Raw genomic sequence first — 24,805 nt, forward strand, 5'->3', positions numbered from 1 at the left:
GATGGCTGAGGGCATCAAGGACAAGGTAGCCATCCTGGGCATGGGATGTACCAGGTTCGGGGAGCGCTGGGACATGGGGTCCGACGACCTCCTGGTGGAAGCCTTCGGCGAGGCCATGGAGGACGCGTGCATTGAGAAAAAAGACATCCAGGCGGCCTGGGTGGGCAGCCATATCACCGAGATCAATATCGGCAAGGGCGGGGTTTACGTGGCCAATGCCCTGCACCTGCCGCGTGTCCAGGTGACCCGCGCCGAGAACTTTTGCGCCTCAGGCACCGAGGCCTTCCGGGCCGCGGTCTATGGTGTGGCGTCCGGCGCCTGCGACATCGCGCTGGCCATAGGGGTGGAAAAACTCAAGGACACCGGCTATGGCGGGCTCCCCAACTACCCCGGCTTCGGACAGGAATTCCTCTATTACCTGCCCATGGCTACTGGCCCCGGATTCTTCGCCCAATTGGCGACGGCATACGCGTCAAAATACGGGATACCCATGGAGAAAGTGAAGGAGACCATGGCCCGCGTCTCCTGGAAGAGCCATCGCAACGGAGCCAGGAACCCCAAGGCGCACCTGCGGCGGGAGGTGAGCATGGAGCAGATAATCGGATCGCCCATGATCGCCTATCCCCTGGGGATCTTCGACTGTTGCGGGGTCAGCGACGGCTCCGCCGCCGCCATCGTTACCACTCCGGAGCTGGCCAGGAAGATCAAACCAAACCAGGAGCTGGTCAAGGTCAAAGCCCTGCAGGGGTCGGTGAGTTCCGGCGAGGAATACGTCGGCGACCTCTGGGACGGGGTGGGCATCCCGACCACGCGCGAAGCCTCCCGCAAGGCATACGCGGAAGCGGGTATCAAGGACCCCCGCAGGGAGATCAGCATGATGGAAGTGCATGACTGTTTCTCCATCACGGAGATGTGCACCATGGAGGACCTCGGCATCTCCCCGAACGGTGGAGCCGCCGAGGACATCGCCGCCGGTTTTTTCGACCTGGACGGCGAACTCCCCTGCCAGCCTGACGGCGGCCTGAAGTGCTTCGGCCATCCCATAGGGGCGTCCGGCCTGAGGATGCTCTACGAGATGTATCTGCAACTGCTGCGGCGTGTTCCGGAGGAAAGGCAGGTGAAGGACCCGGAGATCGGCCTGACCCACAATCTGGGCGGCCATCCGGCGCAGAACGTGTGCAGCATCGCCATCGTCGGCCTGTAAGCCTATCATTAGGAGATCGAAATCGCATTTGCCGACCGAACTGCGCGGGATACAAGGGCGATCTAACCGCCACGAACAGCCGGGGGGAAGGAAAGAGATGCAGGACCTGAAGGGTAAGGTTGTATTGATAACCGGCGCGGCGCGCGGTATGGGCAAACAGCATGCAGCCACCTTCGTGCGCGAGGGAGCCCGCGTGGTCATGGCCGACATCGACGAAGACAGGCTTGCGTGCGCTGCCGCGGATATCGGGGGTGCGGCTTGCGGGGTCTCTTTTCACGGGCTGGATATCTCCGACCGGAACGCCTGCCTTGAACTGGTGAAGAAGGTGGAAGCGGAGATGGGGTCCATAGACGTTCTCGTCAACAACGCCGCCGTCGCTGAGAACGAGGAAGTCCTGGGGCAATCGGAACGGTCTTTGCGCAGGACGGTGGAGGTAAACCTATTGGGCCAGGTGTGGATGATGCAGGCGGTGGTCCCCGGCATGGTGAGGCGGGGCGGCGGGCACGTGGTGAACGTATGCTCGGTGGCGGGCAAGGTGGGGGTCCCCAGGCTGGGGGCCTACTGCGCCACCAAGCACGCGCTGATAGGGTTGACGGATACCATGCGCCAGGAGCTGAAGAAGACCGGCGTGCGCTTCATCATCGTCAACCCCGGATATACCAATACCGGGATGTTCGCGGGGGCGAAGGCTCCGGTCATCCAGCCCTGGCAGGATCCACGGAGGGTATCCGACGCCATGGTGGCCGCTATCAAGAAGAACAGGGCAGAGATCTTCGTTCCGCGTTTTGCCGGACGTATGACGGCGTTGTTACGCGGGCTGGGCTTGCCCCGGCTTATGGACCTGGTCTGCGCGGTCAGCGGCCTTAACCGATCGTTCGCCACCATGGAAAAGGAGCGCGGCCGGCCCTTCTGATCCTGAAACGCGCCACCGCCGACAGGAGTGGTCTCCGTGGGACGTGAAAACCCCGGCTGGAACGCGCGCGTGCCGCTTGATTGATCATGTACACGGCCGCCCGCTGGCAGCGGGCCGGATTCTCAATAGTCGCGGCGGCCGGAGCGGATGAAGGAAGCGCCGATGGGGAAGGCCAGCCACAGGACGGCCAGCAGGAAGGCGGCGAAGACGGTGAGTGCGCTCAGTTCGCCCGCCTGGTCCACCACGTAGAAGGCGTAGACGGCCAGGGGCACGTAGAGGAAGACCGCCGAGACCGCACCCGGGGAGTAGCGCCTGACCATGGCCATGGGCACCAGGTGCATCACTGTGTTTATGAGGAAGAGGGCGGCGATGGAGAGGCTGAAGAAGGGCTGGTCCATGCCCACCAGCGCTCCCGCGACGCAGAGCAGGATGAAGAGCGCGTTGACTATCGCGAAGGCTACCAAGTCCATCCCCCCCAGGAAGCGCCAGCCCAGCTCGCGCGTGAAATCGATAAAGCCGAAGAAGTACTCCTCGGCCACGTGCACCAAGGCCGCTCCCACCATGGCCCAGAACACCCAGTGCATCTTCGCTACCCCTAGACTTTGAGGCCCAGCGCGTGCGGGCAGGCGGCGCGGCAGGCGTAACACTTCTTCAGCAGGAACCCGCGCGCGCTCACGACCATTGACGCCGGGCGGCACTTGGCCTGGTCCGCGGTTTCGCCGTCCAGCGCGCCCGCCGGGCAGGCATAGATACACAGGTCGCAGTCGGGCCGGCAGCCCTCGTAGCCTGCGATGGGGTCACCCTCCAGCTCCAAGTCCACGAGCAGGGCCCCGATCTGGACCATGTTGCCGTAGCTCTCGTTGATGAGCAGCGTGTTTCTTCCCAGCACCCCCAGGCCGGCCAGCATGCCGGCGTGGCGCATGGATAGGATACCCCTTCCGTGCATGCGCTCGGGCTCCCAGTGCTCGTAGGGGTCGTCCGACGGGACGACCACGCACCTCGCGCCCAGGTCCTCCAGCTTCAGGGCGGCGTTGAAGGTAATGGAATCGACCTCGCTCACCGCCTGTTCGTTGGCGCGTGTATAAGGGACGCAGCTATCCGCGTCGAGGACCCCGGCGGGAAGGCGCCTCGCGAAAACCACCACGGAGCTGCAGTCCCTGAAGATGTCCCGGGGATGGAAACCCGCCGGCGCATCCGCGAACCTTTCCGCCGGCGCGATACCGCAGAGGTCCGCCCCCAGCCCGAGCAACACCCCTTTTGCCGCTTCGCCATTTAGCATGATACCCACCACGGTCGTACTATACGGTCTGGTCTTTCCAAGCCTATTTTACCAGAGGCTCATGGACTCAATATCCTATCTACCACACGGGAACCAGTAGAAACATATAGGCATCACAACAGATACATTTGCAAACACGGCAAACGGGGTAAACGGGGATGGGAAAGCAATGAAAACGATACTTGCTATCACATTGTCCGCACTCCTCATTTTTCTATTTGTTTTTGGGTTTCTCGCGTACTTTGGATATATATGGTTCGTCAATCCAAGCTATGATAAATATCCCGTAAGGGGGATAGACGTCTCCGAGCACCAGGGTGACATTGACTGGGACGAGGTCAGGAGGGCGGGGAATACTTTTGCCTTCATCAAGGCAACTGAAGGCATGGACCACAAGGACGCATGCTTCGTCGATAACTGGGTAGATTCCGCGGATGCAGGTTTCGTTCGAGGCGCCTATCATTTCTTTACTTTCCGCAGCCCTGGACTGGAGCAGGCTAAGAACTTCATTGCAACCGTTCCGGTTGACGGGGCCAGTCTTTCGCCAGCCATCGATATTGAATTCGGGGGCAACAGCAAGGAAATACCAGAAAAGGAGGTCTTCCAGGAGGAACTGAAGATCTTTCTAAGAGAGATCGAGGATCATTACCATCGCCGCCCCATACTTTATGTGACCTATGATTCGTATGAAAAGTATATCGCCGGTGATTTCTGGGACTGTATCATCTGGATCCGAGATCTCTACGATGTGCCTGAACTGAGTGATGGTAGGTACTGGTCTTTCTGGCAATACTGTCCGCGCGGAAGAGTGGATGGCATAAACGGATATGTTGACCTGAATATCTTCAACGGAAACGAGCGAGAATTCGAAGATATGATGAAGCAAACAACCGACAAAGGCTAAGCACATCCTGATAATATGCTCATTGATCTGCCTCGCTATGTTCAACCGGAAATGATTGCCAAAGAATAAGGACGACACTTACGTCGCGGATGAGGACGACGTCCAGTGTGAGCTGGACTGTGTCTGGATAGAATATTGATCAGAAGACATGAGGGAGAAGCGCAGCCTGAAGGGTGGAATGCGGTATTGAATCGGATTAATGGGAGGTGCACGGAAATGAGAAGGACGGTAATCGCAGCAGCGGCCATCGCGCTCATGCTGGTCCTGGTGTCGGGGTGCGGAGGCGAAACAACCGAGGAGACTTCAACACAGAAATCAGAATATCAGCCCGAGATTGACCCCGCCGATTTCGTCGAGGGTATCGATAACCAGTACCTGCCCCTGGATTCCGGGACCACCTTCGTCTACGAGGGGAATACCGGAGAGGGTCTGGAGCATATCGAGGTCGAGGTGACGGACGAGAAGAAAGTGGTCATGGGGGTGCAGTGCACGGTGGTCCTGGACACCGTGACCATCGACGGGGAGGTGGTCGAGGTCACCTATGACTGGTACGCGCAGGACAAGGAGGGAAACGTCTGGTACTTCGGCGAGGACTCCAAGGAGTATGAAAACGGGAAGCCGGTGAACTCGGCGGGTTCGTGGGAAGCAGGGGTCGACGGTGCCCTGCCCGGGATTGTGATGCGGGCGCAGCCTGAGGCAGGCCATGAGTACCGCCAGGAGTACTACGAGGGCGAGGCCGAGGATATGGCTGAAGTAGCGAGCCTGGACGAAACGATATCGTTAGCGACGGGAGCATCCTTCTCTGGCTGCCTGAAGATAAAGGAATGGACCCCCCTAGAACCCGGCGTGGTAGAGTTCAAGTACTATGCACCAGACGTTGGCCTCATCCTGGAGACTGCGGGAGAGAGCGAGACCCAACGCATCGAGCTGGTAGAGATAAGAGAAGCCTGAGCGGAAGGCCGGTTCGAGACAGCAGGGAGGGAAGCATGGGGAAGCGAGCGGTAGTCATCGGTTCGGGTGTGGGCGGCAGCGGCAGCGCGGCCCTGCTGGCCAAGGCGGGGTACGACGTCACCCTCCTGGAGGGGCAGGCCTTCGCGGGGGGCAGGTGCGCCTCCCTGGAGAAGGAGGGGTTCCGTTACGATTTCGGGGTGCACATGTTCAGCCGGGGTGAGAAGGGTCCCCTGGGCGAGATCAACCGCAGGACCGGTGGCGACCTGAGTTGGGTCACCTACGACTGGCCCTGCCACATCATGGGCCGGATGGAGTTCGACTTCCCCCTGGATATCAACTCGCTGCTGCGCCAGTTCTACCTCGCGCGCAAGCTGGGCGTGAAGCCAAAGAACTACCTGGGGGCCTTCCGCCTCTTCCTCAACCTCATGGGGGGCAAGGGGGTGGACGAGAACGAGGGAGTCATCCTGCAGGACTATGTCTCGCGCTTCACCGACGACGAGACCATCCATCTCTTCGTCAACTGCGTCTCCCAGCTCTACTTCGCCCAGTCCTACCGGGAATCTTCCGCGGGCGAGTTCCTGTGGAGCTTCACGCGCATGTTCAAGGGGGCGAGCTTCGGCTATCCGGTGGGGAGCGGCGGTAACATCCCGGGGTCCTACGTGCGGAGCCTGGAGCGCCTGGGGGGCGCGGCCCGTTTCGAAGAGGAGGCGGCGCGCATCGTCGTCGAGGGGGGCAAGGTGACGTGGGTGGAGACGGCCAAAGGGACCTACTCCGCCGACCTAGTGGTCTCCAACGTCGGCATGCGCAACACCGCCTACCTGGCGGGCAAGGAGAACTTCCCCGAGGACTACATGGAAAAAGCCGAGGGCTTCAAGGACTCCAACGCCTACGTGACCATCAAGTACGCCCTGGACCGCAAGGTCGTGCCCTACCCGGTGGTCTTCTACATGCCCCACATCGACCCGGAGAAGGTCTTCGACTACATCGCGAAGGGCGAACCGCCGGAGGAGCCTTACATCTTCATGCCCGTCCCCTCCAACCACGACCCGTCCCTGGCCCCCGAGGGACAGCAGCTGGTGATCGCGGGGACGGCGGCCCCTGCCGGGGCCTCGGACGAGCTGTGCAACGCCATCCTGGACCGCGTGCACGCACAGGTGTGTGAGGTCTTCCCCGACCTGGAGGGGGCCATGCTGTGGGAGGCGCGCTCTACCGGGGCGGACGTGCGCGAGCTTACCGGGCACCGCGCGGGCGAGTGTATCGGCCTGGCGCAGGTGCCGGGGCAGGTGGGCAAGGACCGGCCCGGCCACGCCACCCCGGTGCAGGGCCTGTACCTGGTGGGCGCGGACGCGGGAGCGCGGGGCATCGGCACCGAGATGGCGGCGGGAAGCGCCCTGGCCCTGGCCGACCTCCTGTCGAAGTAATGGGGACCAGGCCCGTAGACCACCTTAGACGAGGTTGTCGAGGTCGAGGGGGATGCCCTTACGCTCATCACGGGCGAGGCCGCAGGCGCCCTGCTTGCAGACATCGACGCAGAGGCCGCATCCCATGCACGCCTCGAAGATGACCACCGCCTTGTCCTCGCCGTCCAGGTTGATGGCCTGGAACGGGCAGGCCTCCATACAGGTGCCGCAGCCGATGCAGAGATCGCGGTCGACGCGGGCGCAGAACCCGGACGGTGCGGCGATGGTCGGGGGCGACGGCACCTGCAGCATGCCGGCGATGCGCTGGCTCTCCAGGGCCCCGCACACGCCGGGGCGGCAGTTGCAGATGGAGAAGAAGCGGTTGCCCGCCGCGTCCTTGAACCAGGCGGTGGGGATGCTGCCGCGCTTCCTCTCCCGCTCCATGATCTCGATGGCCTCCTGCGCGCTGATGCTGCGGGCGTGCAGCCTCTCCGCCCCGTGCTCCAGCCAGAAGCTCGCCACCGGCTCGCCGATGGCGAAACAGACGTCGTACGGAGCGGCGTCAGCCTTATCGCCCCTTTCCAGGCGGCAGGCGCAGTCCATGACCACGATATGCTGCGGCTGGTCGAGGATGATGCGGTTGGCGTAAGGGAAGGGCACCACCCGCGAACTCACCTGCGGGTCCACCTCGATATCGCGGTCCAGGGTGAGCAACTTCCTTGCCTGCTCCTCCGTGAGCACCTTGCAGTGGTAGCGGTTGAAGAAGTAATCGAAGATGAAGCGGCCGCGCGGCAGCACGCGTATGTACTTCCTGGCGATGGTCATCAGCGTCTTGAATTAGTGGTCGATCCACGTGTAGTAGACGTAACCGTGCAGCGCCCGGTCGATGCGCCATCCGTGCATCCTGAAGAGCTGCCTGGTCGACTCCTTCATGACCGCCCCCTCCTGTTTTTTGCTGCGCTCGCAACATGATACAGAGCTACGTCTCACCACGGTCAACCATGGCGCCATGTCTTGCATTGACACGAAACGCAGGTCTCTTGAAGCGACCGGGGATCTTTCTTCCCTATTCCCCCGCCGTCTTAGCCTTTTTCTTGTCCTGGCTCTTCTTCCTCGCGACCACCTGGTCCACGAAGGTCTTCACCTCTTCCTGCAGCATCTCCATGGGAGTGTGCCTCTTGTCGAAGACGTCCCCGGTGAGCATGAGGGTGGCCAGGCCGGTCCTCTTCATCATCTCCCGGCGGAAGTATGCCGCCGTGCCCAGGGTGTGCTTGCAGGCGTGGACGCCGCCGAAGATGCAGGCGTCCGCCCCCAGGTCCTGTGCGGCGTAGATGATGTCGTCCAGCCAGCGCATGGAGATGGACTCCCCACCCATCTGCCGCGTCATGGGGTAGTCGAAGGTTATATCCGCCAGGCCTTCGAGCATGCTCTCCTTGGAGGAGAAGTCCATCTCCGGGAAGTAATGGATGGCCAGGATGTCTCCGAGGATGGTTATCCCTTCCTTCTCCATCCAGGTGAAGTAGCCGTAAAAGTCGAAGAGCCAGTAAATATAGGTGATATAGACCCGGGCCAGTTCCTCGGAGGCGGTGTACTCGCCCTTGCGCAACCTCTCCTTGGACATGTCCACCATCTTCTGCATGACGTCCACGGCTTCCTGCCTGCCCCACAACTGGCTGCGCAGCACCAGCAGGGTCATGCTGAAGATATTAGGCACCGGGCAGGGCCTGGCCTTCTTGAGTTCCCAGAACTCGTTGTACAGTTCCACCGCCTGGTAGGACTTCTTCATGACCTCGCGCAGCCTCTCCTCCCTCATCTCCGAACCGGACCACTCCTCCAGCTCCTTGATGAACCTTTTCAAATACTGGCGGAAGAGCTCACGTCCTCGCGGCGACTCGTCCACCGGTTTCTCCAGGAGGAACTGGGGGATGCCCAGGTAGTCGGAGGCGAAGGCATGGATCTTGGCGTTGGGGTTACAGCTCCCGGCGGAGTTGTAGACGATGGCGTCTGCCTTGAGCCCCGGCCCCATGAAGAAAGGCATGGTCCCTATGGTGTTGGCGGAACAGAGGGAGTCGGGAAGCCCCATCCCCATGGCGTAATCCCAGAACCGTTCCCCCTGGCCATAGCAGATATTGGTGATCAGCCCTCCTACGATCTCGGTGCAGATGGGGAAGATGTTGTCGAAGGAATAGAAGATCTCGGGGGGGAATGTGAAGGGGATGAATACGAGCTTCTTGCCCTCCGCCTGGGCGTTCTGCGCTTCCTTGAGCACGCCCAGCAGGAGGCGGAAGAAGAAGAGCTCCAGCTCCCGGTCGGCCGGCAGCTCCAGCAGCCCTATGACGGTCTGCTGCAGTTCCGGGAAGACGAAGTTCTTCGCGGCCTCCACGTCCTCCTCGCTCAGGCTGTCGGGGAGCTTGTAGATCATCTCCAGGATGCCCATGGCGCGCTCGAAGCCGTTCTCGCCCTCCCGCATGACGAAACCCTTATCCATCACGCCACACCTCCTATCCTCTCCATGAAGGCCTGCACCCGGGTCTTGACCCTCCCGATGTCCGCTTTGGCGCTGTACTCCTTTTCCAGCACCAGCACCGGTATCCCCGCCTCCTCCAGGTCCCGCCGCACGATGACGGAGTCCACGCCGTGCAGGTCGCAGAACTTGTTGTAGAGGTAGATGGCCCCGTCCACCCGAGCCCGGCGCGCCGTCTCCCGGATGAGGTCCCGGCGCCGCTCGTATTCCTTGTACATACGCGGGCAGAAGATGCTGGAGAGATAGGCCTCGGCCAGCCGGTGCAGGGGGCTGCCGTCGCTCGCCGGCGGGGCGGTGACGAAGGCGCGGGAGCCGAAGCAGAGAACGTCGGCCACCACCACGGCCCCCAGTCGCTCGATCTCCTCGAACCATTCCACCTCGTCGGTGGCTGGACCGCAGACCATAAGCCTGGCCGCGGGTTTCGTCCCCACCGCATCTTTCCGCTCCGCGATGAACCGCGAGAGCATGGCGACGAAGTCCCCGCTGAGCATGGACGAGCCCTTTATCTCCAGCGCGAGGGCCTCGCTGCCGGTGACCTTGGGCGTATCAAGCTCGCGCAGGGCGGAGAGCTCCCGCCACTTTTCCCTTACCGTTTCCCAGCCATGAATGGCCTCATCAAGGGCCTCGTCGGTCACCTTGACGGAGGACTTCTCCTCCAGGAGGCCCTTCAGAAGGCCCAGGTTCTCCTCGAAGTAAGCAAGGGAGTCGTCCCGGTAAAAATGGGGCACCTTGAGATAATAGAAACAATCGAGTTTCTTCCGGTGCTGCCAGTTCTCGAACATGGCCCGCAGGTGGTCGCAGCCGTTGGTCTCGATGAGCCCGTCGAGGAAATCGTAGGTGCCGTCCAGGCCCAACTGCAGGCAAGCGCGGCAGAAGGAGCAGTTGAAGAGGGACATCTCCCCGTCGGCCAGCTCGGTGTCGGAGTTGCCCAGGGCCTTGATGCGGTAGGGGAGCAGGCCGGCCGCCTCGATGAGCTCCACCGGGGTGGCCACGCAGGAATACCCCACCACCTTGCCGCCCTTGTCCTTCCATTCCTTGACGTAGTCGTTGTATATCTCGGTCTCCCTGCTCAGGGTCGTGGTCGTCTCCATATCCTCACCCCCGTGCCTTCCTGGCTGCCACCAGGCCCTTGACGTATCCCTTGATACTCGTCCCGAGGACGGATATCGCCGCCTTCATGAGGGGCTTGATCACCGCCGGATTGCGGGAGAGCGCGTCTGCCAGCTGGTTACCCGTGGCCCTGGCGGCCCGCTCCAGCTCCCGCGTATCGACCTCCGCGAGGAACCCGCCGACGTTCTTCGCCACCAGGCCCGGGTTGCGGTCGACCCAGCCGTTGTAAGACGCGAGCGCCCTGTTGAGCCAACTAGCCGCAGCCTCAGGGCTGGCATCCAGCCCCAGGGCGGTCACGGTCTGCCGCGACAGCCCGGCGATGAGCTCGGGGTTCTCTACGATAATCCTGTGGTTGAAGGTTGCCAGGGAGGTGAGCGTCCTTCCCAGTTCGCCGACCTCCAGGTCTTCCGCAACGGCCGCGACCATCTTGCTCAGGGTCTCCCGGGGCAGGTCGTTCGCCTTCTCCAGGATGGAGGCGGCGGCACGGAAGGAGGAATTGGCCACGAACACCACGGCCTCCAGCAGCGGCATCATCAGGCTCTCGTCCTCCATGACCTTGTTGGCCAGGGCGGTTGAGAAAGCCTCCCCCTCCTCCCCGATGGCGACTATGGCCTCGGCGAGCACCTGCCCGTCCAGCGCGGAGACCAGTTCTGAGCTGATGCGCTGGAAGGGACCCCGGGTATAGAGGCTACCGTCGCCCAGGATCATGCTGCCGCGGTGGACGTTGACGATGAACGCGGCCGCCCCGTTGATGATGGCGGCGAAATCCTGCCACTCGATGTCCTGCAGGATCTTGAACAGGGCATAGGTCACCGCCTCCGCGGGCAGGGCCAGGATGTCGAAGACCGCCTTGAGCACCGGCAGCAAGTCGTTCACGACGGGCGCCACCACGCTGAAGATGTTGATCAAGGCCATGGGATTGTCTCCCAGGACCTCTACCTCCCTGCGCAGCAGGTCCAGTCTCTCGTTTGCCCGGTAGGTCACCGCCTTGCGCAGTTTACCGAAGTCCGTTGCGAGCATGAAGTCGGCCATTGTCTCGACTTTTGCCTCGGGCAGCAGCTCGGGGTTCTGCTCGTGAATGCGGATGATGAGGCGGGAGACGGCGTTCACCGCCTCGGCGAACTCGGCGCCGCTGATCCTGGCGTGGGCACCGGCGACCAGCTCGGCGCCCTTTTCCGGTGTCATCCCCTCCACCGACTCCGCGAAGGCCTTGATCGTCTGCGATGCTGCGCTTACCAGGCGCGGCACCGACGCGATGAGGTCCGAGGCGAACTCTCCGTCATCGCGGAAGAGTTCACGCGCCAGCTCTCCGGGGTCGCTGGCGTTTATCCCCTGCACCAGGCTCGAAATAATGTCCCGCATCTGCTCCACCGTGAGAGGAGCGCTACCCACCTGCGCGTCCATCAACATCACCTCTCAGTCCTGTTCCCGATGTCCAATACGACCGGGCTAGCCGCAACAACACGCGTCATCCTCCGCGCAGCACGCGCCCGCCTTCCAGGGGATGGCCTGGGAGAGGAACACGATGTAGAGGACGAAGAGCCAGAAGATGAAGTGCATCCCCCAGGAGGACGCCTCCTTCTTGCGCCAGCGGTTGGCGATGAGCAGGCAGGTGGCGGTCTTGTACATGATCTGGGCGTACAGGACCGGCAGCATCTTCTCGTACTTCGACTCGTCGGCGAGCGCGGATGCCGAGAGCACGCCCACGGAGGTGACGATGGAGCCGTAGATGCCCATCATCACCGGGTCGTCGTGGGGCCATTTCATGAGCTTCCTGGTGAAGCCCTGCGCCAGCACCATGGGTGGGCCCGCGCTGAAACACATCACTGTGTTGTAGGCGTACATGAACTTCTGCCAACGCTTCTTCTTCTCCCGGTAGCTCTCCATATCCGCCATGACCATCTCCCCCTTTAAGGCTTCACCAGAACCGGCACGCACCTCGTGCCGAACGGCACTATCCTCAGCCGGACCCGGCGCCAGCGCGCCGTTCATCCCCTTATCCTCTTGACCACTACCCGCAGGACCACCAGCGCGGCGACCACTCCCGCCGCCGCCGCGGCCGCTTTGGGCGCCTTGCTCCCGCCGCCCTGTGCTTTGGGGGGACGGGCGGCCGCCGCGGCCAGCTGCCCCACGCGCCTGAGCGAGCGCACCAGGGCGGCCCGATCGATCTCCCGCATCCCCTGGGCCAGGGAGGCGGCGATGTCAGCGCGGTTGGCATCCATCCGTGCCGTGAGCCTGTCCAGGCCGGCCAGGGCGGCGTTTACGGCCGCGATGGCCGCCTCCCGCACCTCCTCGGGGCTCTTGCCCTCCCCGATGAGGATGCGCCTTACCAGCTGGCCGTAGACGGCGGGGAACTCCCCGAGTTTGCCGGTGTCGATGCCCCCTCCCACCTGGGCCAGGATGTCCTTTAGCAGGGGCTCGGGCAGCCCGTTGAGCTGATGTCCCAGCTCCAGCAGGAGCTCCAGCAGCCAGTTGACCATGTCCGGCAGGGCCCCGAAGAGGCTCATGGAGATGCCGGGGTCCCCCCACAGCAGGGTCCTTATCAGTCCGGGGGCGGTCCCGGGCTTGATGTCCTTCATCTGCAGCAGGATGAGCTCTTTCAACGCCGGGGTGGCGATGACCTCGCGCAGGAGGCGCTCCGAGAGCCCGGGGGCCTGTTTCATATCGTCCATGCCCGTCACCCCCCTCACTTCTCTTCCCCGGCCTTGGGCTTGGCCGCTTTTTTCGCCGCGGGCTTCTTGGCCTCCGCGAGCGCCGGAGAGAGCAGGGGCCGCAGCACGTTCTCGGTGAAGGCGGGGTTGGCGGCTATCGCCTTGCCCGCCGCCTGGATAAAGGCGTGAGTGTTGGAGGTCTTGTCGGCTGCCCGCTCGGCCAGGCCCGCCACCCAGGCCTCCAGGCGGGCGGTGAGGGCGCCCTCGCCCGCCGCCTCGGCGTAGGCGCGGCCGAAATCGGACCCCAGCGCGGAGAGGCTCCGGGCCAGGCCGCCCTCCTTGTCCGAGAGGTTGAGGCTGAGGGCCATTCTTGCCAGGCCTCCCGCCGCCTCTCCCGCCGCGGCGCCGTCGATGCCGGCGAAGACGCGGTTCAGGAAGTCCTGCAGCAGCAGGGGGGGCATGGTGTTCATCTGGGCGGCCAGCTCGGCCACGGCCTCACTCGCGGTGTTGATCATCTGTGGCAGGCTCCCCATGATGGACATGAGCAGCCCGGGGTCCCCCCACATGAAGGTGCGGACTAGTCTCCTCGCAGCTGGCGGGTCGATGGAGTTGAGGAGGACCATCACCCCCTCCTTGAACTTGGGGGTGCGGATCAGCTCGCGCAGGATGCGGTCGGCGGCGTCCACGAGCCCCTTGAGCTCGATGGCGGTCACGGTCTCGGTCTCTGCGGTCATCTTCATCACCTCAAATGGTCTCGCACTCGTAGAACCAGCGGGCAACCTCCATCTGGCAGAGCTGCTTGCCGCCCAGCCAGAATTGCAGCATCTTCATGTCCCTCCAGTGTTTCTCCACGTCCCAGTCGCGGTCGGCGCCGTGGGCCTCCATGAAGTTCATTACCCTCCCCGTGGCCTCGATACACCTGTCCACCGCGAAATACCTGAGGGCGCGCATCCTGGCCACCATCTCCGGGCTCCACCTCTCCCCGTAGAGGTCGGAGCGGTCGAGCATGCGCGCTCCCTGGTAGGCCAGGATGCGCAAGGCCTCGATGGTGGAGGCGTAGTCGGCCAGGACCCCCGCGACGGCGTCGTCCTCCTTGATGGAACGGCCGCGGTAGGCCATGCTCTCCGAGAACTCCCCCAGTCTCTCGAAGACGTTCATCATCACCCCCACGGACATGGCCGCGGTGCCCCAGTTCCCCACGGAGACGATCTCGCCGTAGTAGAGGGCGTCGTCGCCAGGACCGTGCGCTCGGTACCAGAGGGGGACGCGCACGTTCTCGAACCAGATATCGCCGTTCTTGTCCGCCGCCATCCCCGCCTTCTCGTAAGGCCCGCTCTGGGTCACGCCGGGAAAGTGGGCGGGCACGAAGATGATGGCGATGTCCCGGGGATCGGAGGAGCCGGGGTTGGTGGTGCAGACCACGGCGATGAGGTCCGCCACCCCGCCGGTGTTGGTGGGCCACAGTTTGTGCCCATTGATCACCCACTCGTCCCCGTCCTGCACCGCGGTGGTCTGGATGGTGTTCCCCCCGAGCAGCTCCACGTTCTCGATGTCGGAGCCGCCCTGGGGCTCGGTCATGGCCAGGCAGGAGAAGACGGCCTCCGTGGTCTCGCAGAACATGGGGCCGAACTCCTTGCACAGGCGCCGGTTGACATGCGGCTCCAGGGTGATGAAAAGGATGGGCCAGAGCACCACCCCGATGGCCACGCACATGCTGGAATCCGCCCGGGCCATCTCCTCCAGGAGGCGGCACACGGCGGTGAAGACGTAGTTGGAGTGGCCCATGCCCCATCCCCCCAGGTCCTCCGGGAAGAAGAAGCGCTGCAGCCCATATTCCCCCAGCAGCTTCCTGATGGGAGGGTAGATGAGACGGTGCTCCTCCCAGTCCTCGTCATACTCCCTGCGGAAAGGGATGACCTCCTTGTCGGCCCATTCGCGGACGATGGCGCCGAAGGGCTCGTCCAGGGGCGTCACGTATTCTACGGGCCGGGTGAAGTCGTCGATGGTCTTCATGGCCCCCGCCTTTTCTACAAGGACTTGGTCTGATAGAACCAGCGCGCGAAGTCGTGTTTGGCCAGCTCGTAGGCCCCCAGGTAGCACTGAACCGTCTTTACGTCCCGCCAGTAGCGCTCCAACTGCCATTCCTTGGCGTAACCGGCGGAAGCCATGAGTTCCATGGTGCGGTTGATGGTGTACTCCGCCGAGACGAAGACCTGGTGCGCCAGCATGAGGGCCGAGGTGAACAGGGCCTGCGAACCGGCCCCGCCGTAGACATCCGGCTCGGCCAGCATGCCCGCCAGGTCGTAGGCGAGCAACCGGTCGATCACTATCTCCTTGGCGATCTCTCCCATGAGGGCGGCGGTGAGCGGGTTGTCCTTGAAGATGTGCCCCCGCCCCTTGATCACGCGGTTGTCCCCCCACTCCTTGATGATCTCGTAGGTGGCCAGGAGGGCACCGGCTCCCGTGGCCGCGAGGCCCAGGTAGTACCATGAGAGCAGCCGGAACATGCCCTCATCACCCCTCCAGGCGCAGTTGACGCCGGGGACCTTGACGTCCGAGAAGTCCAGGTCGGCGTTGCGGCTAGCCGCAAGGCCCGTCTTCAGGAACTCTTTTCCCCGCTTCAGCCCGGGAGCGTCGCCTGGCACCAGGATGAAGGCTGGTTCGTCCTCTCCCTCCACGGCGCAAAAAACGCCGAGGAGGCCGGCGTCGGCGCCGGAGCAGGTCGGCCTTACTGCCCTGCCGTTCAAGGTCCATCCGCCCGCGCCGCCCCTAGCCTTGACCTGGAAACCCTTGCCCCTCCATTCCGGTGCGCCTTCCTCCTCGCTGAAAGCGGGGAGCACGAAGGAAACGATGAGGGGTTTGTCCCCCTCGCAGAACATGGGCGCTACCGCCGCGACCTTATCCTCCTGGTAGTCGTCCTCCAGGACTATGGCAGCCTGCAGGGCCAGGCTGTGGGCGGCCAGGAAAGCCAGGCCGACGTCGGCCCGGCCGATCTGCTCCAGGGCCGCGGCGACGGTGTAGGAGGCGGCGGGGTGGTTGTGCTCGTCGCCCCCGTGCTTCTCCGGCCAGAACATCTTCTGCAGGCCGATCTCCGTCATGAGCCTGCCGAACATGGGCTCGAGCAGTCCCGCGTAGTCCTCCTTCAGCTCCAGGCGCTTTTCCATCACTTGCTTCTCGACCAGGCCCTGCAGGCTGGCGGCCAGATCGAGGTCTGTCTTCTGAAGCCGGTTCTTTGGAAAAGGGAAAAGGTCCAGGCCGTTCATGATCTACCCCCTAAACTCTTATTCTACCCGACGCAGCCCCGATACCTCAGAGGGTCTCGCACTCGTAGAACCATCGGGCCACCTCGATCTGACAGAGCTGTTTCGAGCCCTCCACCATCTGGAGCATCTTCACGTCCCTCCAGTGCTTCTCGACGTCCCAGTCGCGGTCCGCTCCATAGGCCTCCATGAGGTTCATCACCTTGCCGGTGACGTCCATGAAGCGGTCCATGGCGAAATAGCGCTGGGCGCGCATCTTGGCCACCAGGCCGGGGTCCCACAGTGGTCCGTAGAGGTCGTGGCGGTCGCACATGCGGGCACATTGATAGCCGACGATCCTGATGGCCTCGATGTTGGCGGCGAAGTCGGCCAGCAGGCCCGCCACGCCGTCGTCCTCCTTCAACGGCTTGCCGCGGTAACGTTTCATGCTGGTGTAATCGAGGAGCCGCTCGTAGATGTTCATCATGGTCCCGGAGATCCAGGCGATGATGCCCATGTTGCCGGTGGACATGACCTCGCCGAAGTACTTGGCGTCGTCCCCGGGGCCGATGGCGCGGTACCAAAAGGGCACGCGCACGTTTTCGTACCAGACGTCGCCGTTGCGGTCCGCCGCCATGCCCGCCTTCTCGTAGGGCGCCCCCTGGGTCACCCCCGGCATATCGTCCCTGACGTAGATGACGGCGATGTCATTGGGGTCGTCGGAGCCGGGGTTGGTGGTGCAAACCACGGCCATGAGCTTGGCCAGCCCGCCGGTGTTGGTCGGCCACAGCTTGTGGCCGTTGATCACCCACTCGTCCCCGTCCCGTACCGCCGTGGTCTGGATGGTGCTCCCTTTCACGATCTCCACGTTCTCGATGTCCGAGCCGCCCTGGGGTTCGGTCATGCACAGGGCCCCGAAGACCGCCTCGTTGGTCTCGCAGAACATGGGCGCGAACTCCTCCAGCAGGCGCCGGTTCTCGTGCGGTTCCAGGGCGATGAAGAGAAGGGGCCAGTAGACGACTCCGAAGGCCATGGCCATGCCGGAGTCGACGCGGGCTATCTCCTCGAACATACGGTAGGCGGCCACGCACATGTAGTTCGATTTGCCCATGCCCCATCCGCCCAGGTCCTCGGGGAAGATCATCCGCTGCAGGCCGTATTCGCCGAGGAGCCGGTTGAAGGGGGGATGGATGAGGTTGTGCTCCAGGTAGTCCTCGTCGAACTGCCTGCGGTAAGGCATCACGTCCTTTTCGGCCCACTCGCGGAAGATGGAGCCCAGGAGGCCGTCCATGGGCGATATGTATTCCAGCGGGCGCGTGAAGTCATCGATGGTCCTCATCCCTACCTCCCTGTTCCCTGGGTCTGTGCCTGATTGATGCCGGAGTTCAAGCCGTCACCGTTGCGCGAAGCGATAAGCGGTTAGAGGAACGGCATAACCCCCCAAGAAAAGCCGTTGAACGGACGCGATCAGAACATATGTCTTGTTAGTGCGATAAGGCTTCGAAATTCGTAAGAAATTGCTGCGAAGCGGAGCCGGAGACATTGTTATGACTGGGGTTATATTATGACCGTGGTCATGCAAAGTCAATACAAGTATGCCCTCCTTCGTTTATAATCCAACCCGTTCCCCGGGTTTCATATAAGGCCCGGAAAGGCCGGACCTTGCTCGACGCCGCGCAGCGTACCGAGTTCGCGGAAGCGGCGGCCCCTATCTTGAAGCCGCCTTGCGCACAGCCCTCTTAGCGCCGGACTTGGCGCCCTCGACGAGCAGATCGATTGACTGCTGGAAGAAGCGGTCGAGGTCCTCGTGTTCCACGACGCCTGGTTCATTGAGCAGCGCCAGCTCGATGAGCCCGGTGGATGTCCTCCAGGCCGTGAGGCTGAAGCCGTAAGGGTCGAGGTCCTCGCGGAAGATGCCGCGCTCGATGCCCTCCTCGAGGAGGCCGCTCTCCAGCTCGAGCCAACCCTTGATGTAACCGCTGATCTCCTCGATGGTCTCGGGGGAGAGGTTCTGCCTAACTTGCTCTATGAAGGTGTCCCTGAGTACGCGGAAGATGGCCGGCTTTTCAAGGGAATGCTTTATGTACGCCATGTACACGGCCTTTACGATGTCCTCGATCCCGCCCGCCGACGCCGCGGCGGCCTCCAGGTCCTCTCCGAATCCCGCGACGCCCTTTACGCACACCGAGAGGTAGAGCTCTTCCTTGCTCTTGAAGTACAGATAGATAGTCCCCTTGGAGAGCTCCACCCTCTCGGAGATCTCTTGCATAGTGGTGCCCTTGAAACCCTTCTCGGAGAAGAGCGCTTCCGCAGCTTCCACGATATCGTTCCTGCGCTGCTGTCTTTCGCGTTCCCGCCTTGATAGGGTGGACATCAGCCGCTGCTCCTGTTCGAGCACCTGATGACAAGTGCGCCTGTAACTGTTAGAATCAGCACCACGAATCCCGACTGCGTTCATAAACTGGACACAGTCATATAATAACTTTATACCCGAATCGTCAAGGGGCAAACGTTTATGGGCCGTATATGAAAATCCGTGGCAGCATATCAAGGGGCGTTCTGCGAGGAGGGGGGACAAGGCTTCATACACCCCGGACTTCGCCTTGTACATAGTCTGGTGACGTTCATCGCACATCGTATCGGGCTGGATGCAGGAAAGCCGCGGTCGCGCCGGCGCCGCGGCGTCAGAGGAGGGGGAACCGCATGAAGGAATCGACGAAGAGGGTCTTCAGGCTGCATGGCTGGAGGGTAGACCGGGCCATCCACAACTATCTCTACTTCACGCTCTACGACATCTACGTGAGGGGGGCGTTGTACCTGACGAAGGTCTTGGTGGCGCTGCTATCGCGCGTGGAGGCGGCGAAGTACATCCCCAAGTTCATCTTCGACCGTTACCATGCCAAGGTGCTCTCGCGGGACGATATCGTCAAGATCCTGGACCTGGAGGAGACGGTGATGCTGGGCCCGGATACCACCAGCCGTATCGTGCCGTACAAGCACGCCAACAAGATCATCCTGCGCGAGCCCACGCACCTCGCGGTCATGGACTGCCCCTGCAAGAAGGAGATGAAAGACCCCTGCCAGCCCCTGGCCTCCTGCATCGCCGTGGGCAGGCCGGTGGTGGATTTCTGGATGGAGCATTGCGAGAGACTGAACGTGCGCCGCATCACCAGGGAGCAGGCACTGGAGATAATCGACGAGCACCGCAAGAGCGGCCATATAAACCAGGCCTTCTTCAAGGTGGCCACCGGCGGCAGTATGGGGGTACTCTGCAACTGCTGTCCCAAGTGCTGCGTCTCTATGCGCGCCACCGCCCTGGCCCAGAAGATCAAGGGGGCGCAGGACATCACCATGTACGTGCCCTCCGGCTACACGGTGGAGTATGATGCGGAGAAGTGCAGGTTGTGCGGAGAATGCGCGAAGGCCTGCAACTTCGGGGCCATCGAGGTGGTGGATGGGGCGCGCTCCCATTACCCCGAGAAGTGCTTCGGCTGCGGGCTCTGCGTGGAGAACTGCGCCAACGGTGCCATCAAGCTCATATACGAAGAGTCGGAGCGTGGGCTGATCCCGCTGGATATCGACCTCGCGAAAGAGATCCTGGGGTAAGCCACTGGCAGTGGCTGAACAGCACTGCGCCAACCAACCGGGGTCGGGACCTATCCCGACCCCGGTTCACGCTTCGTATACGAAAGCATAGCGGTATGGCTCGTCCTTGCGGAGAGGTCGCGCGGTTTAGATGTTCTTCATTCCTCGCGGCGGCTGTAGTTGAGGAAGCGGGCGTACTGGGCCTGGAAGGTCAGTTTCACCGGGCCGATGGGGCCGTTGCGGTGCTTGGCCACCTTGACGCTGGCCCGACCCCTCACCTCCTCGTTGTCCTGGTCGCGCACCTCCTCGCGGTGGATGAAGATGATGAGGTCGGCGTCCTGCTCGATTGCCCCCGATTCCCTGAGGTCGGAGAGGATGGGCTCACGGTTGTGCTTCTCCGGTTCGCGGGAGAGCTGGGAGACGGCGATGACCGGGATGTTGAAGTCCCTGCCGATGACCTTGAGGCCGCGGGAGATGGTCGCGATCTCCTGCACTCGGTTCTCCTGGCGGCGGTCCGAGGCCATGAGCTGGATGTAGTCGATGATCACCAGCCCGATGTCGTGCTGGGTCTTGAGACGCCTTATCTTTGAGCGCAGCTCCATGACGCCGATATCCGCGTTGTCGTCGATGAAGATGGACGCCGAGGTCAGTTCCCCCGCCGCGTCCGAGAGGCGCTGCCAGACGTCGTCATCCTTGAAACTCGACTTGAGCCTCTGGCTGTTGACGCGGGCCCGCGAGCACAGCATCCTCTTGGTCAGCTCGGAGGCGCTCATCTCCAGGCTGAAGATGGCCACCGGTATCCTCTCCTCCACCGCCACGTGGTCGGCGATGTTCAGCGCCAGCGAGGTCTTTCCCATGGAGGGGCGGGCGGCCACCACGATGAGGTCGGAGGGCTGCAGCCCCATGGTCAGCTCGTCGAGGTCGGTGAAGCCGGTGAGCACACCGGTCTCCATGGTCCCCTCGGCTATCTTCTCCAGGTCCTCGAAGGTGCTCTCCATGAGTTCCTTGATTGGCTTGATGCTCTCCCGCCGCTTGCGCTGGCCCACCTTGAAGACGGCGTCCTCGGCCTCGTCGAGGGCGTCGGCCAGGTCCTCGGGGGCGCTGTAACCCACCGCCGCCACCCGGGACGCCGCCGCGATGAGGCGGCGGTAGATGGAGAGGCGCGAGACCACTTCGGCATAGTAACGGGCGTTGGCCGGGGTGGGGACCGAGGACACGAGGTTGAGGATGTAGGAGCGGTCCCCCACCTTCTCCAGGTTGCCCTGGGCGCGCAGGGACTCTCCGATGGTGACCGGGTCCACGGGCTCACCGGAGGCGAAGAGGGAGAGGGCGGCGTCGTAGATGATGCCGTTGGATTCCTTGTAGAAGTCCTGCGCGGTGAGGACCTCGGAGACCTCGGCGATAGCCTCCTGCGAGAGGAGCATGGAGCCCAGCACCGACTCCTCCGCTTCCAGGCTGTGCGGCGGCAGGTGGTCGTGGCGGTCGAAGGCTTGGATCACGTTGCTCATGCCCCTCTACCCCCCATCGCGACAGGGCGGGTCGGTGGCGCCCTGCCCTGGAAAAATGCTCTATTCCGGTATCACCTTGAGATGGACGATGGCCTCGACCTGGGGGTGCAGCTTGATGCGCGCCTCGTGGAACCCCACCGTCTTTATGTGCTCGTCCATGTGGATCTTCTTGCGGTCCACCTCGATATGCAGGTCCCTCGCGAGCATGGCCGCGACGTCCTTGGAGGTGATGGTCCCGAAGAGCTTTCCCTCCTCGCCGGCCTTGGCGGCCACCTCGAAGGTGTGTCCGGTTATGGTTTGGGCGGTGTCCTCCGCCCTTTTCAGCTCACGGTCAGCCTTGGCCATCTTCTCCTTGGCCACTTGGGTGGCCTCCTTCGCCTTGCCCTTGGTCGAGCGCACGGCGAGCCCCTTGGGGATGAGCATGTTGTTGGCGTAGCCGTCCTTCACCTCGACCACGTCGCCACGGTCGCCCAGTCCCTCCACATCCGCTATCAGGATGACCTTCAATGCGAACTCCCTTGTCGTCTGCGAACCTTCTCAGTATAACAAAACGGCAGGCGCCTGTTGCGGCGAAACCACGAGCCTTACTTGACCTCGCTCTGGCGCGAAGTGTAGGGGAGGAGGGCCATCTCCCGAGCGCTCTTGATGGCCAGGGCCAGCCTGGCCTGGTGCTGGGCGCAGTTGCCGGTGACGCGGCGCGGGCGTATCTTGCCCTTCTCCGAGACGTACTTCTTGAGCAGGGAGACGTCCTTGTAGTCGATGAAATCCATCTTCTCGGAGCAGAAGTAACAGACCTTCTTGCGCGGCTTACGTGCGTATCCCTCACGGGACCTCTTCTCCCTGCCGCCGGGTTTTCTTCCCTGGTTCGGACTCATCTTTCCTCCAGTTGCAGTTCACGTTCTCTTTATTGTGGCGCGCCTCCGGTTAGAAGACCACCTCGTCTTCCACGCGGGCCTCCAGGTCGGTGGAGAGATCGTCCTCGGTGAGGTCCACCTCGACCAGGTCGCTCATGCCGCCCTCCTGGCGGTCGCGGCGACCCAGGAAGACGACGCGGTCGGCCACGACCTCCACGACGGACCTCTTCTGTCCATCGTTAGCCTCCCAGCTGCGGCTCTGCAGCCGGCCGGTGATGGCTACCTGGCGTCCCTTGCTGAGATATTCCGCGCACTTCTCCGCCTGGTTGCGCCAGACGATGACGTTGAAGTAGTCGGTCTCTATCTCGCCCTGCTGGTTGGTGAAATTGCGGTTGACGGCGAGGCGCAGCGTCGCAACCGGCAATCCGCTCGGGGTGTACCTGAGTTCGGGATCCCGCGTCAGGTTCCCGATCAGCACCACGTTGTTCAAACCAGCCATGATATCCTCCTCTTCCGCTCTTTCCGACTCACACCCTGATGGTACCGCGGGGCAGTGACAAGGCCGCCGGCGGGCGGAAGGTCACTTCCGGTGGTCGATCCGGAAGATCTTGAAACGTATGATCTCGTCGGTTATGGAAAGGACGCGGTCCAGTTCCCGCACCAGTTCCTCGCCGCCCTTGAAGGTGAGCAGGACGTAATAACCGTCCGTCTCGTGTTTGATGGGGTATCCCAACCTGCGTTTCCCCCACACGTCCGCGCCGGCCATCTCGCCGCCGTCGCGGGCGACGAGGGCGGTGACCCTTTCCTGCAGGGCTTCGTACTGCTCGGGTTCCAGGTTGGGCCTGGCGATGTACATGAGCTCGTATTCGCGCATCTTCACCTCCTTTGGTCTAGCGGCCCCCGGTCCGTGCCGGGAGCAGGAGCAGCGTCGAGCACAAGTCCAGATTATAGCACCCGCCTGCCCGCCATGCTACAGAGCGAGCAGGGAGGACGGCGTACGCACTATGGCGGGGCGCCCGATTGAGATAGAATGAGGTTGCATATCAGGAACAAGGAGGTGCGGCCATGCTTCTGACCAACTATATGGAGGAAGTTGTGGACAGGACCCTGGAAGAGATACTGGGCTTCCGCGACGACATCTGCAAGTGCGAGAGGTGCAAGCTGGACATCAAGGCGTTGGCCTTGAACCACCTCCCCCCCAAGTACGTGGTGACGGACAAGGGTTATATTTACACCAAGGTCAACGAACTGGAGAGCCAGTTCAAGGCGGACATCACCGTTGCGGTCACCAACGCCATCAAGATCATCCGCAAGAACCCCCGCCACGAAGAGGGCTGCTGAGAGTAAAGCGGACGATAACAACCGGTCGGCCACGCGGCACCCCGGCAGTGAAATATCCATCCCATTTGCAATACCGCCTCAGGCAAAGGTGATAGCATTCAGGCATGGACGCGGCAGAAGGAGAGCGCATGCGCATACGATCATGTCATCCTCTGGATGTGAGCGTGGCCGAGGCCAGGGTTATCCAGGAAGGCCTGCGCCGCGAGGTGCGCGAAGAGCCGTTGCTGGATCCGGCCGCGGTGCGGACGGTGGCGGGGACCGACATCTCCTACCTGCGCGAGAGCCGGCTGGCCCTGGGCGCGGTGGTGCTCATGAGCTTTCCCCGCCTGGAGGTGCTGGAGGTGCACACCTCGGTCCTGCGGGTCGAATTTCCCTATGTGCCGGGGCTGCTCTCGTTCCGGGAACTGCCCGCTCTGCTGCCCGCCCTGGAGGCCCTGGGGCGGAAGCCGGACCTCATCCTCGCGGACGGGCATGGGCTGGCCCACCCCCGCGGCTTCGGCCTCGCCTCGCATCTGGGGGTGCTCACCGGCATCCCCACCGTCGGCTGCGCCAAGTCCCGGCTGGTGGGCGAGGCGGCGGAGCCCGGACCCGAGGTGGGGGACTGGGAGCCGCTTATCTACCAGGAGAGGGCGGTGGGGGCGGTGCTGCGCACCCGCAGGGGCGTGAAACCCCTCTACATCTCCGTGGGGCACCTGGTGGACCTGCCAACCTCGCTGCGCATGGTCCTTTCCTGCCTGCGCGGGGTGAGGCTGCCCGAGCCCCAGCGGCGTGCCCACGCCACAGCCGGGCAACTGAAGCGCGAAGCGAAGGAAAGCCACTGATGCCGGTGGTGATCAGATCGAGGGCGAGATTATCATGAGAAATGTTATCGTCTCGATAGTATTGGCTCTTGCCTAAAAGGAGCAACAAGAAAGAAGGAAGTACGAAGATGAAGAAGAATACATGGATGAATCCAGCGATGAAAGTACATAGTAAAGATGAGGGTCAGCTCGGCTACCAGCATAGAGCGCTCATCCAGGTGATAGGCCTTGCGCAGAGAGGCTGGGATCACCGTCGTTCCGCGCCTCCCCATCTTTAATGCTTCATCTCTGCTCATCCTCAACTGCCTCCGATATTCGGAAATACTAAGGTATTTCAATCCCCATTGCTCCCGAGAGCAAACCACCAGCTGGAATATGTTAGTGCCCAGTTTTCAAGCTTAAACTGTCCGCTTTTGGGTTTCGGACAAGAAACGAAGCCGCAAACCTTGACAGAAGCGCAGGTGGGGGCCATAATCAATCCACGTCGAGATCATCCAGGAAAAGGATGGAAACGTGAGCGAGGTTATCGGACGCAGCAGAGG

General features: G+C 62.6%; 26 protein-coding genes. 8 read left to right on the forward strand and 18 right to left on the reverse strand.

The genetic code is table 11. The features are described 5' to 3' along the window. The first annotated feature begins 1 nt into the window (after position 1). Positions 2–1,204: an acetyl-CoA acetyltransferase gene (locus AB1384_13860; GenBank protein MEW6555357.1), complete on the forward strand. Its 1,203-nt coding sequence runs from the start codon at positions 2–4 to the stop codon at positions 1,202–1,204. A 97-nt stretch (positions 1,205–1,301) separates the two neighbouring features. Beyond that, positions 1,302–2,117 (forward strand): SDR family NAD(P)-dependent oxidoreductase, encoded by an 816-nt coding sequence (locus AB1384_13865; protein MEW6555358.1) that lies wholly within the window; start codon positions 1,302–1,304, stop codon positions 2,115–2,117. Between the two features lie 122 nt (positions 2,118–2,239). Here the strand turns inward: AB1384_13865 and AB1384_13870 are convergent, their stop codons facing one another. Together AB1384_13870 and AB1384_13875 are read right to left on the reverse strand one after the other, a co-directional pair. Further along, complete coding sequence (locus AB1384_13870; GenBank protein ID MEW6555359.1) at positions 2,240–2,701, reverse strand: HXXEE domain-containing protein; 462 nt, start codon at positions 2,699–2,701, stop codon at positions 2,240–2,242. An 11-nt stretch (positions 2,702–2,712) separates the two neighbouring features. Continuing rightward, complete coding sequence (locus AB1384_13875; protein MEW6555360.1) at positions 2,713–3,396, reverse strand: epoxyqueuosine reductase; 684 nt, start codon at positions 3,394–3,396, stop codon at positions 2,713–2,715. A gap of 169 nt (positions 3,397–3,565) precedes the next feature. On the opposite strand from AB1384_13875, the gene AB1384_13880 reads away from it, so the two are divergent. From AB1384_13880 to AB1384_13890, 3 genes are all read left to right on the forward strand, one after another. Further along, positions 3,566–4,300 (forward strand): GH25 family lysozyme, encoded by a 735-nt coding sequence (locus AB1384_13880; GenBank protein MEW6555361.1) that lies wholly within the window; start codon positions 3,566–3,568, stop codon positions 4,298–4,300. Between the two features lie 216 nt (positions 4,301–4,516). After that, positions 4,517–5,251, forward strand: coding sequence for a hypothetical protein (locus AB1384_13885; GenBank protein MEW6555362.1), 735 nt, complete (start codon positions 4,517–4,519; stop codon positions 5,249–5,251). A 35-nt stretch (positions 5,252–5,286) separates the two neighbouring features. After that, a complete protein-coding gene (locus tag AB1384_13890) occupies positions 5,287–6,672 on the forward strand; it encodes an NAD(P)/FAD-dependent oxidoreductase (protein MEW6555363.1) in 1,386 nt (461 codons plus the stop codon). Between the two features lie 24 nt (positions 6,673–6,696). On the opposite strand, the gene AB1384_13895 is transcribed toward AB1384_13890, so the two are convergent. The 11 genes from AB1384_13895 to AB1384_13945 form a co-directional block, all read right to left on the reverse strand. Further along, the gene (locus AB1384_13895) at positions 6,697–7,476 is read right to left on the reverse strand and encodes a 4Fe-4S binding protein (protein ID MEW6555364.1); all 780 of its coding nucleotides are present in this window, start codon (positions 7,474–7,476) and stop codon (positions 6,697–6,699) included. 241 nt (positions 7,477–7,717) lie between these two features. After that, entirely contained in the window at positions 7,718–9,139 is a 1,422-nt protein-coding gene (locus tag AB1384_13900) for a 2-hydroxyacyl-CoA dehydratase family protein (protein ID MEW6555365.1), read from the reverse strand. Then, complete coding sequence (locus AB1384_13905; GenBank protein MEW6555366.1) at positions 9,139–10,266, reverse strand: 2-hydroxyacyl-CoA dehydratase family protein; 1,128 nt, start codon at positions 10,264–10,266, stop codon at positions 9,139–9,141. The genes AB1384_13900 and AB1384_13905 overlap by 1 nt, the downstream gene beginning before the upstream one ends. 4 nt (positions 10,267–10,270) lie before the next feature. Then, positions 10,271–11,689: a hypothetical protein gene (locus tag AB1384_13910; protein MEW6555367.1), complete on the reverse strand. Its 1,419-nt coding sequence runs from the start codon at positions 11,687–11,689 to the stop codon at positions 10,271–10,273. Between the two features lie 45 nt (positions 11,690–11,734). Then, complete coding sequence (locus AB1384_13915) at positions 11,735–12,181, reverse strand: hypothetical protein (protein MEW6555368.1); 447 nt, start codon at positions 12,179–12,181, stop codon at positions 11,735–11,737. Between the two features lie 92 nt (positions 12,182–12,273). After that, complete coding sequence (locus AB1384_13920; protein MEW6555369.1) at positions 12,274–12,957, reverse strand: hypothetical protein; 684 nt, start codon at positions 12,955–12,957, stop codon at positions 12,274–12,276. Positions 12,958–12,971: 14 nt separating this feature from the next. Further along, positions 12,972–13,670 carry a hypothetical protein gene (locus AB1384_13925; GenBank protein MEW6555370.1) on the reverse strand — a complete coding sequence of 233 codons (699 nt, stop codon included), beginning with the start codon at positions 13,668–13,670 and terminating at the stop codon, positions 12,972–12,974. A 10-nt stretch (positions 13,671–13,680) separates the two neighbouring features. After that, complete coding sequence (locus AB1384_13930; protein ID MEW6555371.1) at positions 13,681–14,949, reverse strand: acyl-CoA dehydrogenase family protein; 1,269 nt, start codon at positions 14,947–14,949, stop codon at positions 13,681–13,683. A 14-nt stretch (positions 14,950–14,963) separates the two neighbouring features. After that, positions 14,964–16,199, reverse strand: a complete 1,236-nt coding sequence (locus AB1384_13935) for an acyl-CoA dehydrogenase family protein (protein ID MEW6555372.1) — start codon at positions 16,197–16,199, stop codon at positions 14,964–14,966. A gap of 46 nt (positions 16,200–16,245) precedes the next feature. Next, the gene (locus AB1384_13940) at positions 16,246–17,514 is read right to left on the reverse strand and encodes an acyl-CoA dehydrogenase family protein (GenBank protein MEW6555373.1); all 1,269 of its coding nucleotides are present in this window, start codon (positions 17,512–17,514) and stop codon (positions 16,246–16,248) included. 369 nt (positions 17,515–17,883) lie between these two features. Next, a complete protein-coding gene (locus AB1384_13945) occupies positions 17,884–18,549 on the reverse strand; it encodes a TetR/AcrR family transcriptional regulator (protein ID MEW6555374.1) in 666 nt (221 codons plus the stop codon). 329 nt (positions 18,550–18,878) lie between these two features. On the opposite strand from AB1384_13945, the gene AB1384_13950 reads away from it, so the two are divergent. Beyond that, positions 18,879–19,781 (forward strand): 4Fe-4S binding protein, encoded by a 903-nt coding sequence (locus AB1384_13950; GenBank protein MEW6555375.1) that lies wholly within the window; start codon positions 18,879–18,881, stop codon positions 19,779–19,781. 137 nt (positions 19,782–19,918) lie between these two features. On the opposite strand, the gene dnaB is transcribed toward AB1384_13950, so the two are convergent. From dnaB to rpsF, 5 genes are all read right to left on the reverse strand, one after another. Further along, positions 19,919–21,268 carry a replicative DNA helicase gene (gene dnaB, locus AB1384_13955; GenBank protein MEW6555376.1) on the reverse strand — a complete coding sequence of 450 codons (1,350 nt, stop codon included), beginning with the start codon at positions 21,266–21,268 and terminating at the stop codon, positions 19,919–19,921. 60 nt (positions 21,269–21,328) lie between these two features. After that, positions 21,329–21,775 carry a 50S ribosomal protein L9 gene (gene rplI, locus AB1384_13960; GenBank protein MEW6555377.1) on the reverse strand — a complete coding sequence of 149 codons (447 nt, stop codon included), beginning with the start codon at positions 21,773–21,775 and terminating at the stop codon, positions 21,329–21,331. A 77-nt stretch (positions 21,776–21,852) separates the two neighbouring features. Beyond that, entirely contained in the window at positions 21,853–22,143 is a 291-nt protein-coding gene (gene rpsR, locus AB1384_13965; protein MEW6555378.1) for a 30S ribosomal protein S18, read from the reverse strand. 49 nt (positions 22,144–22,192) lie between these two features. After that, positions 22,193–22,621 (reverse strand): single-stranded DNA-binding protein, encoded by a 429-nt coding sequence (gene ssb, locus AB1384_13970; protein MEW6555379.1) that lies wholly within the window; start codon positions 22,619–22,621, stop codon positions 22,193–22,195. Positions 22,622–22,702: 81 nt separating this feature from the next. Then, a complete protein-coding gene (gene rpsF / locus AB1384_13975) occupies positions 22,703–22,996 on the reverse strand; it encodes a 30S ribosomal protein S6 (GenBank protein MEW6555380.1) in 294 nt (97 codons plus the stop codon). A gap of 191 nt (positions 22,997–23,187) precedes the next feature. Here rpsF and AB1384_13980 point away from each other — a divergent pair, with 191 nt between their 5' ends. Both AB1384_13980 and nfi read left to right on the forward strand, forming a co-directional pair. Continuing rightward, positions 23,188–23,463 (forward strand): late competence development ComFB family protein, encoded by a 276-nt coding sequence (locus tag AB1384_13980; protein ID MEW6555381.1) that lies wholly within the window; start codon positions 23,188–23,190, stop codon positions 23,461–23,463. Positions 23,464–23,591: 128 nt separating this feature from the next. Further along, positions 23,592–24,284, forward strand: coding sequence for a deoxyribonuclease V (nfi, locus tag AB1384_13985; GenBank protein ID MEW6555382.1), 693 nt, complete (start codon positions 23,592–23,594; stop codon positions 24,282–24,284). Positions 24,285–24,805: the final 521 nt, after the last annotated feature.

This window comes from Actinomycetota bacterium, assembly GCA_040757835.1.
Taxonomy (GTDB): domain Bacteria; phylum Actinomycetota; class Geothermincolia; order Geothermincolales; family RBG-13-55-18; genus SURF-21.

Excerpts from the sequence above, each read along its gene's own strand:
- AB1384_13860 (MEW6555357.1), top strand. The coding sequence starts at position 2 with ATGGCTGAGGGCATCAAGGACAAGGTAGCCATCCTGGGCATGGGATGT.
- AB1384_13865 (MEW6555358.1), top strand. The coding sequence starts at position 1,302 with ATGCAGGACCTGAAGGGTAAGGTTGTATTGATAACCGGCGCGGCGCGC.
- AB1384_13870 (MEW6555359.1), bottom strand. The coding sequence starts at position 2,701 with ATGCACTGGGTGTTCTGGGCCATGGTGGGAGCGGCCTTGGTGCACGTG.
- AB1384_13875 (MEW6555360.1), bottom strand. The coding sequence starts at position 3,396 with ATGCTAAATGGCGAAGCGGCAAAAGGGGTGTTGCTCGGGCTGGGGGCG.
- AB1384_13880 (MEW6555361.1), top strand. The coding sequence starts at position 3,566 with ATGAAAACGATACTTGCTATCACATTGTCCGCACTCCTCATTTTTCTA.
- AB1384_13885 (MEW6555362.1), top strand. The coding sequence starts at position 4,517 with ATGAGAAGGACGGTAATCGCAGCAGCGGCCATCGCGCTCATGCTGGTC.
- AB1384_13890 (MEW6555363.1), top strand. The coding sequence starts at position 5,287 with ATGGGGAAGCGAGCGGTAGTCATCGGTTCGGGTGTGGGCGGCAGCGGC.
- AB1384_13895 (MEW6555364.1), bottom strand. The coding sequence starts at position 7,476 with ATGACCATCGCCAGGAAGTACATACGCGTGCTGCCGCGCGGCCGCTTC.
- AB1384_13900 (MEW6555365.1), bottom strand. The coding sequence starts at position 9,139 with ATGGATAAGGGTTTCGTCATGCGGGAGGGCGAGAACGGCTTCGAGCGC.
- AB1384_13905 (MEW6555366.1), bottom strand. The coding sequence starts at position 10,266 with ATGGAGACGACCACGACCCTGAGCAGGGAGACCGAGATATACAACGAC.
- AB1384_13910 (MEW6555367.1), bottom strand. The coding sequence starts at position 11,689 with ATGGACGCGCAGGTGGGTAGCGCTCCTCTCACGGTGGAGCAGATGCGG.
- AB1384_13915 (MEW6555368.1), bottom strand. The coding sequence starts at position 12,181 with ATGGCGGATATGGAGAGCTACCGGGAGAAGAAGAAGCGTTGGCAGAAG.
- AB1384_13920 (MEW6555369.1), bottom strand. The coding sequence starts at position 12,957 with ATGGACGATATGAAACAGGCCCCCGGGCTCTCGGAGCGCCTCCTGCGC.
- AB1384_13925 (MEW6555370.1), bottom strand. The coding sequence starts at position 13,670 with ATGACCGCAGAGACCGAGACCGTGACCGCCATCGAGCTCAAGGGGCTC.
- AB1384_13930 (MEW6555371.1), bottom strand. The coding sequence starts at position 14,949 with ATGAAGACCATCGACGACTTCACCCGGCCCGTAGAATACGTGACGCCC.
- AB1384_13935 (MEW6555372.1), bottom strand. The coding sequence starts at position 16,199 with ATGAACGGCCTGGACCTTTTCCCTTTTCCAAAGAACCGGCTTCAGAAG.
- AB1384_13940 (MEW6555373.1), bottom strand. The coding sequence starts at position 17,514 with ATGAGGACCATCGATGACTTCACGCGCCCGCTGGAATACATATCGCCC.
- AB1384_13945 (MEW6555374.1), bottom strand. The coding sequence starts at position 18,549 with ATGTCCACCCTATCAAGGCGGGAACGCGAAAGACAGCAGCGCAGGAAC.
- AB1384_13950 (MEW6555375.1), top strand. The coding sequence starts at position 18,879 with ATGAAGGAATCGACGAAGAGGGTCTTCAGGCTGCATGGCTGGAGGGTA.
- dnaB (MEW6555376.1), bottom strand. The coding sequence starts at position 21,268 with ATGAGCAACGTGATCCAAGCCTTCGACCGCCACGACCACCTGCCGCCG.
- rpsR (MEW6555378.1), bottom strand. The coding sequence starts at position 22,143 with ATGAGTCCGAACCAGGGAAGAAAACCCGGCGGCAGGGAGAAGAGGTCC.
- ssb (MEW6555379.1), bottom strand. The coding sequence starts at position 22,621 with ATGGCTGGTTTGAACAACGTGGTGCTGATCGGGAACCTGACGCGGGAT.
- rpsF (MEW6555380.1), bottom strand. The coding sequence starts at position 22,996 with ATGCGCGAATACGAGCTCATGTACATCGCCAGGCCCAACCTGGAACCC.
- AB1384_13980 (MEW6555381.1), top strand. The coding sequence starts at position 23,188 with ATGCTTCTGACCAACTATATGGAGGAAGTTGTGGACAGGACCCTGGAA.
- nfi (MEW6555382.1), top strand. The coding sequence starts at position 23,592 with ATGCGCATACGATCATGTCATCCTCTGGATGTGAGCGTGGCCGAGGCC.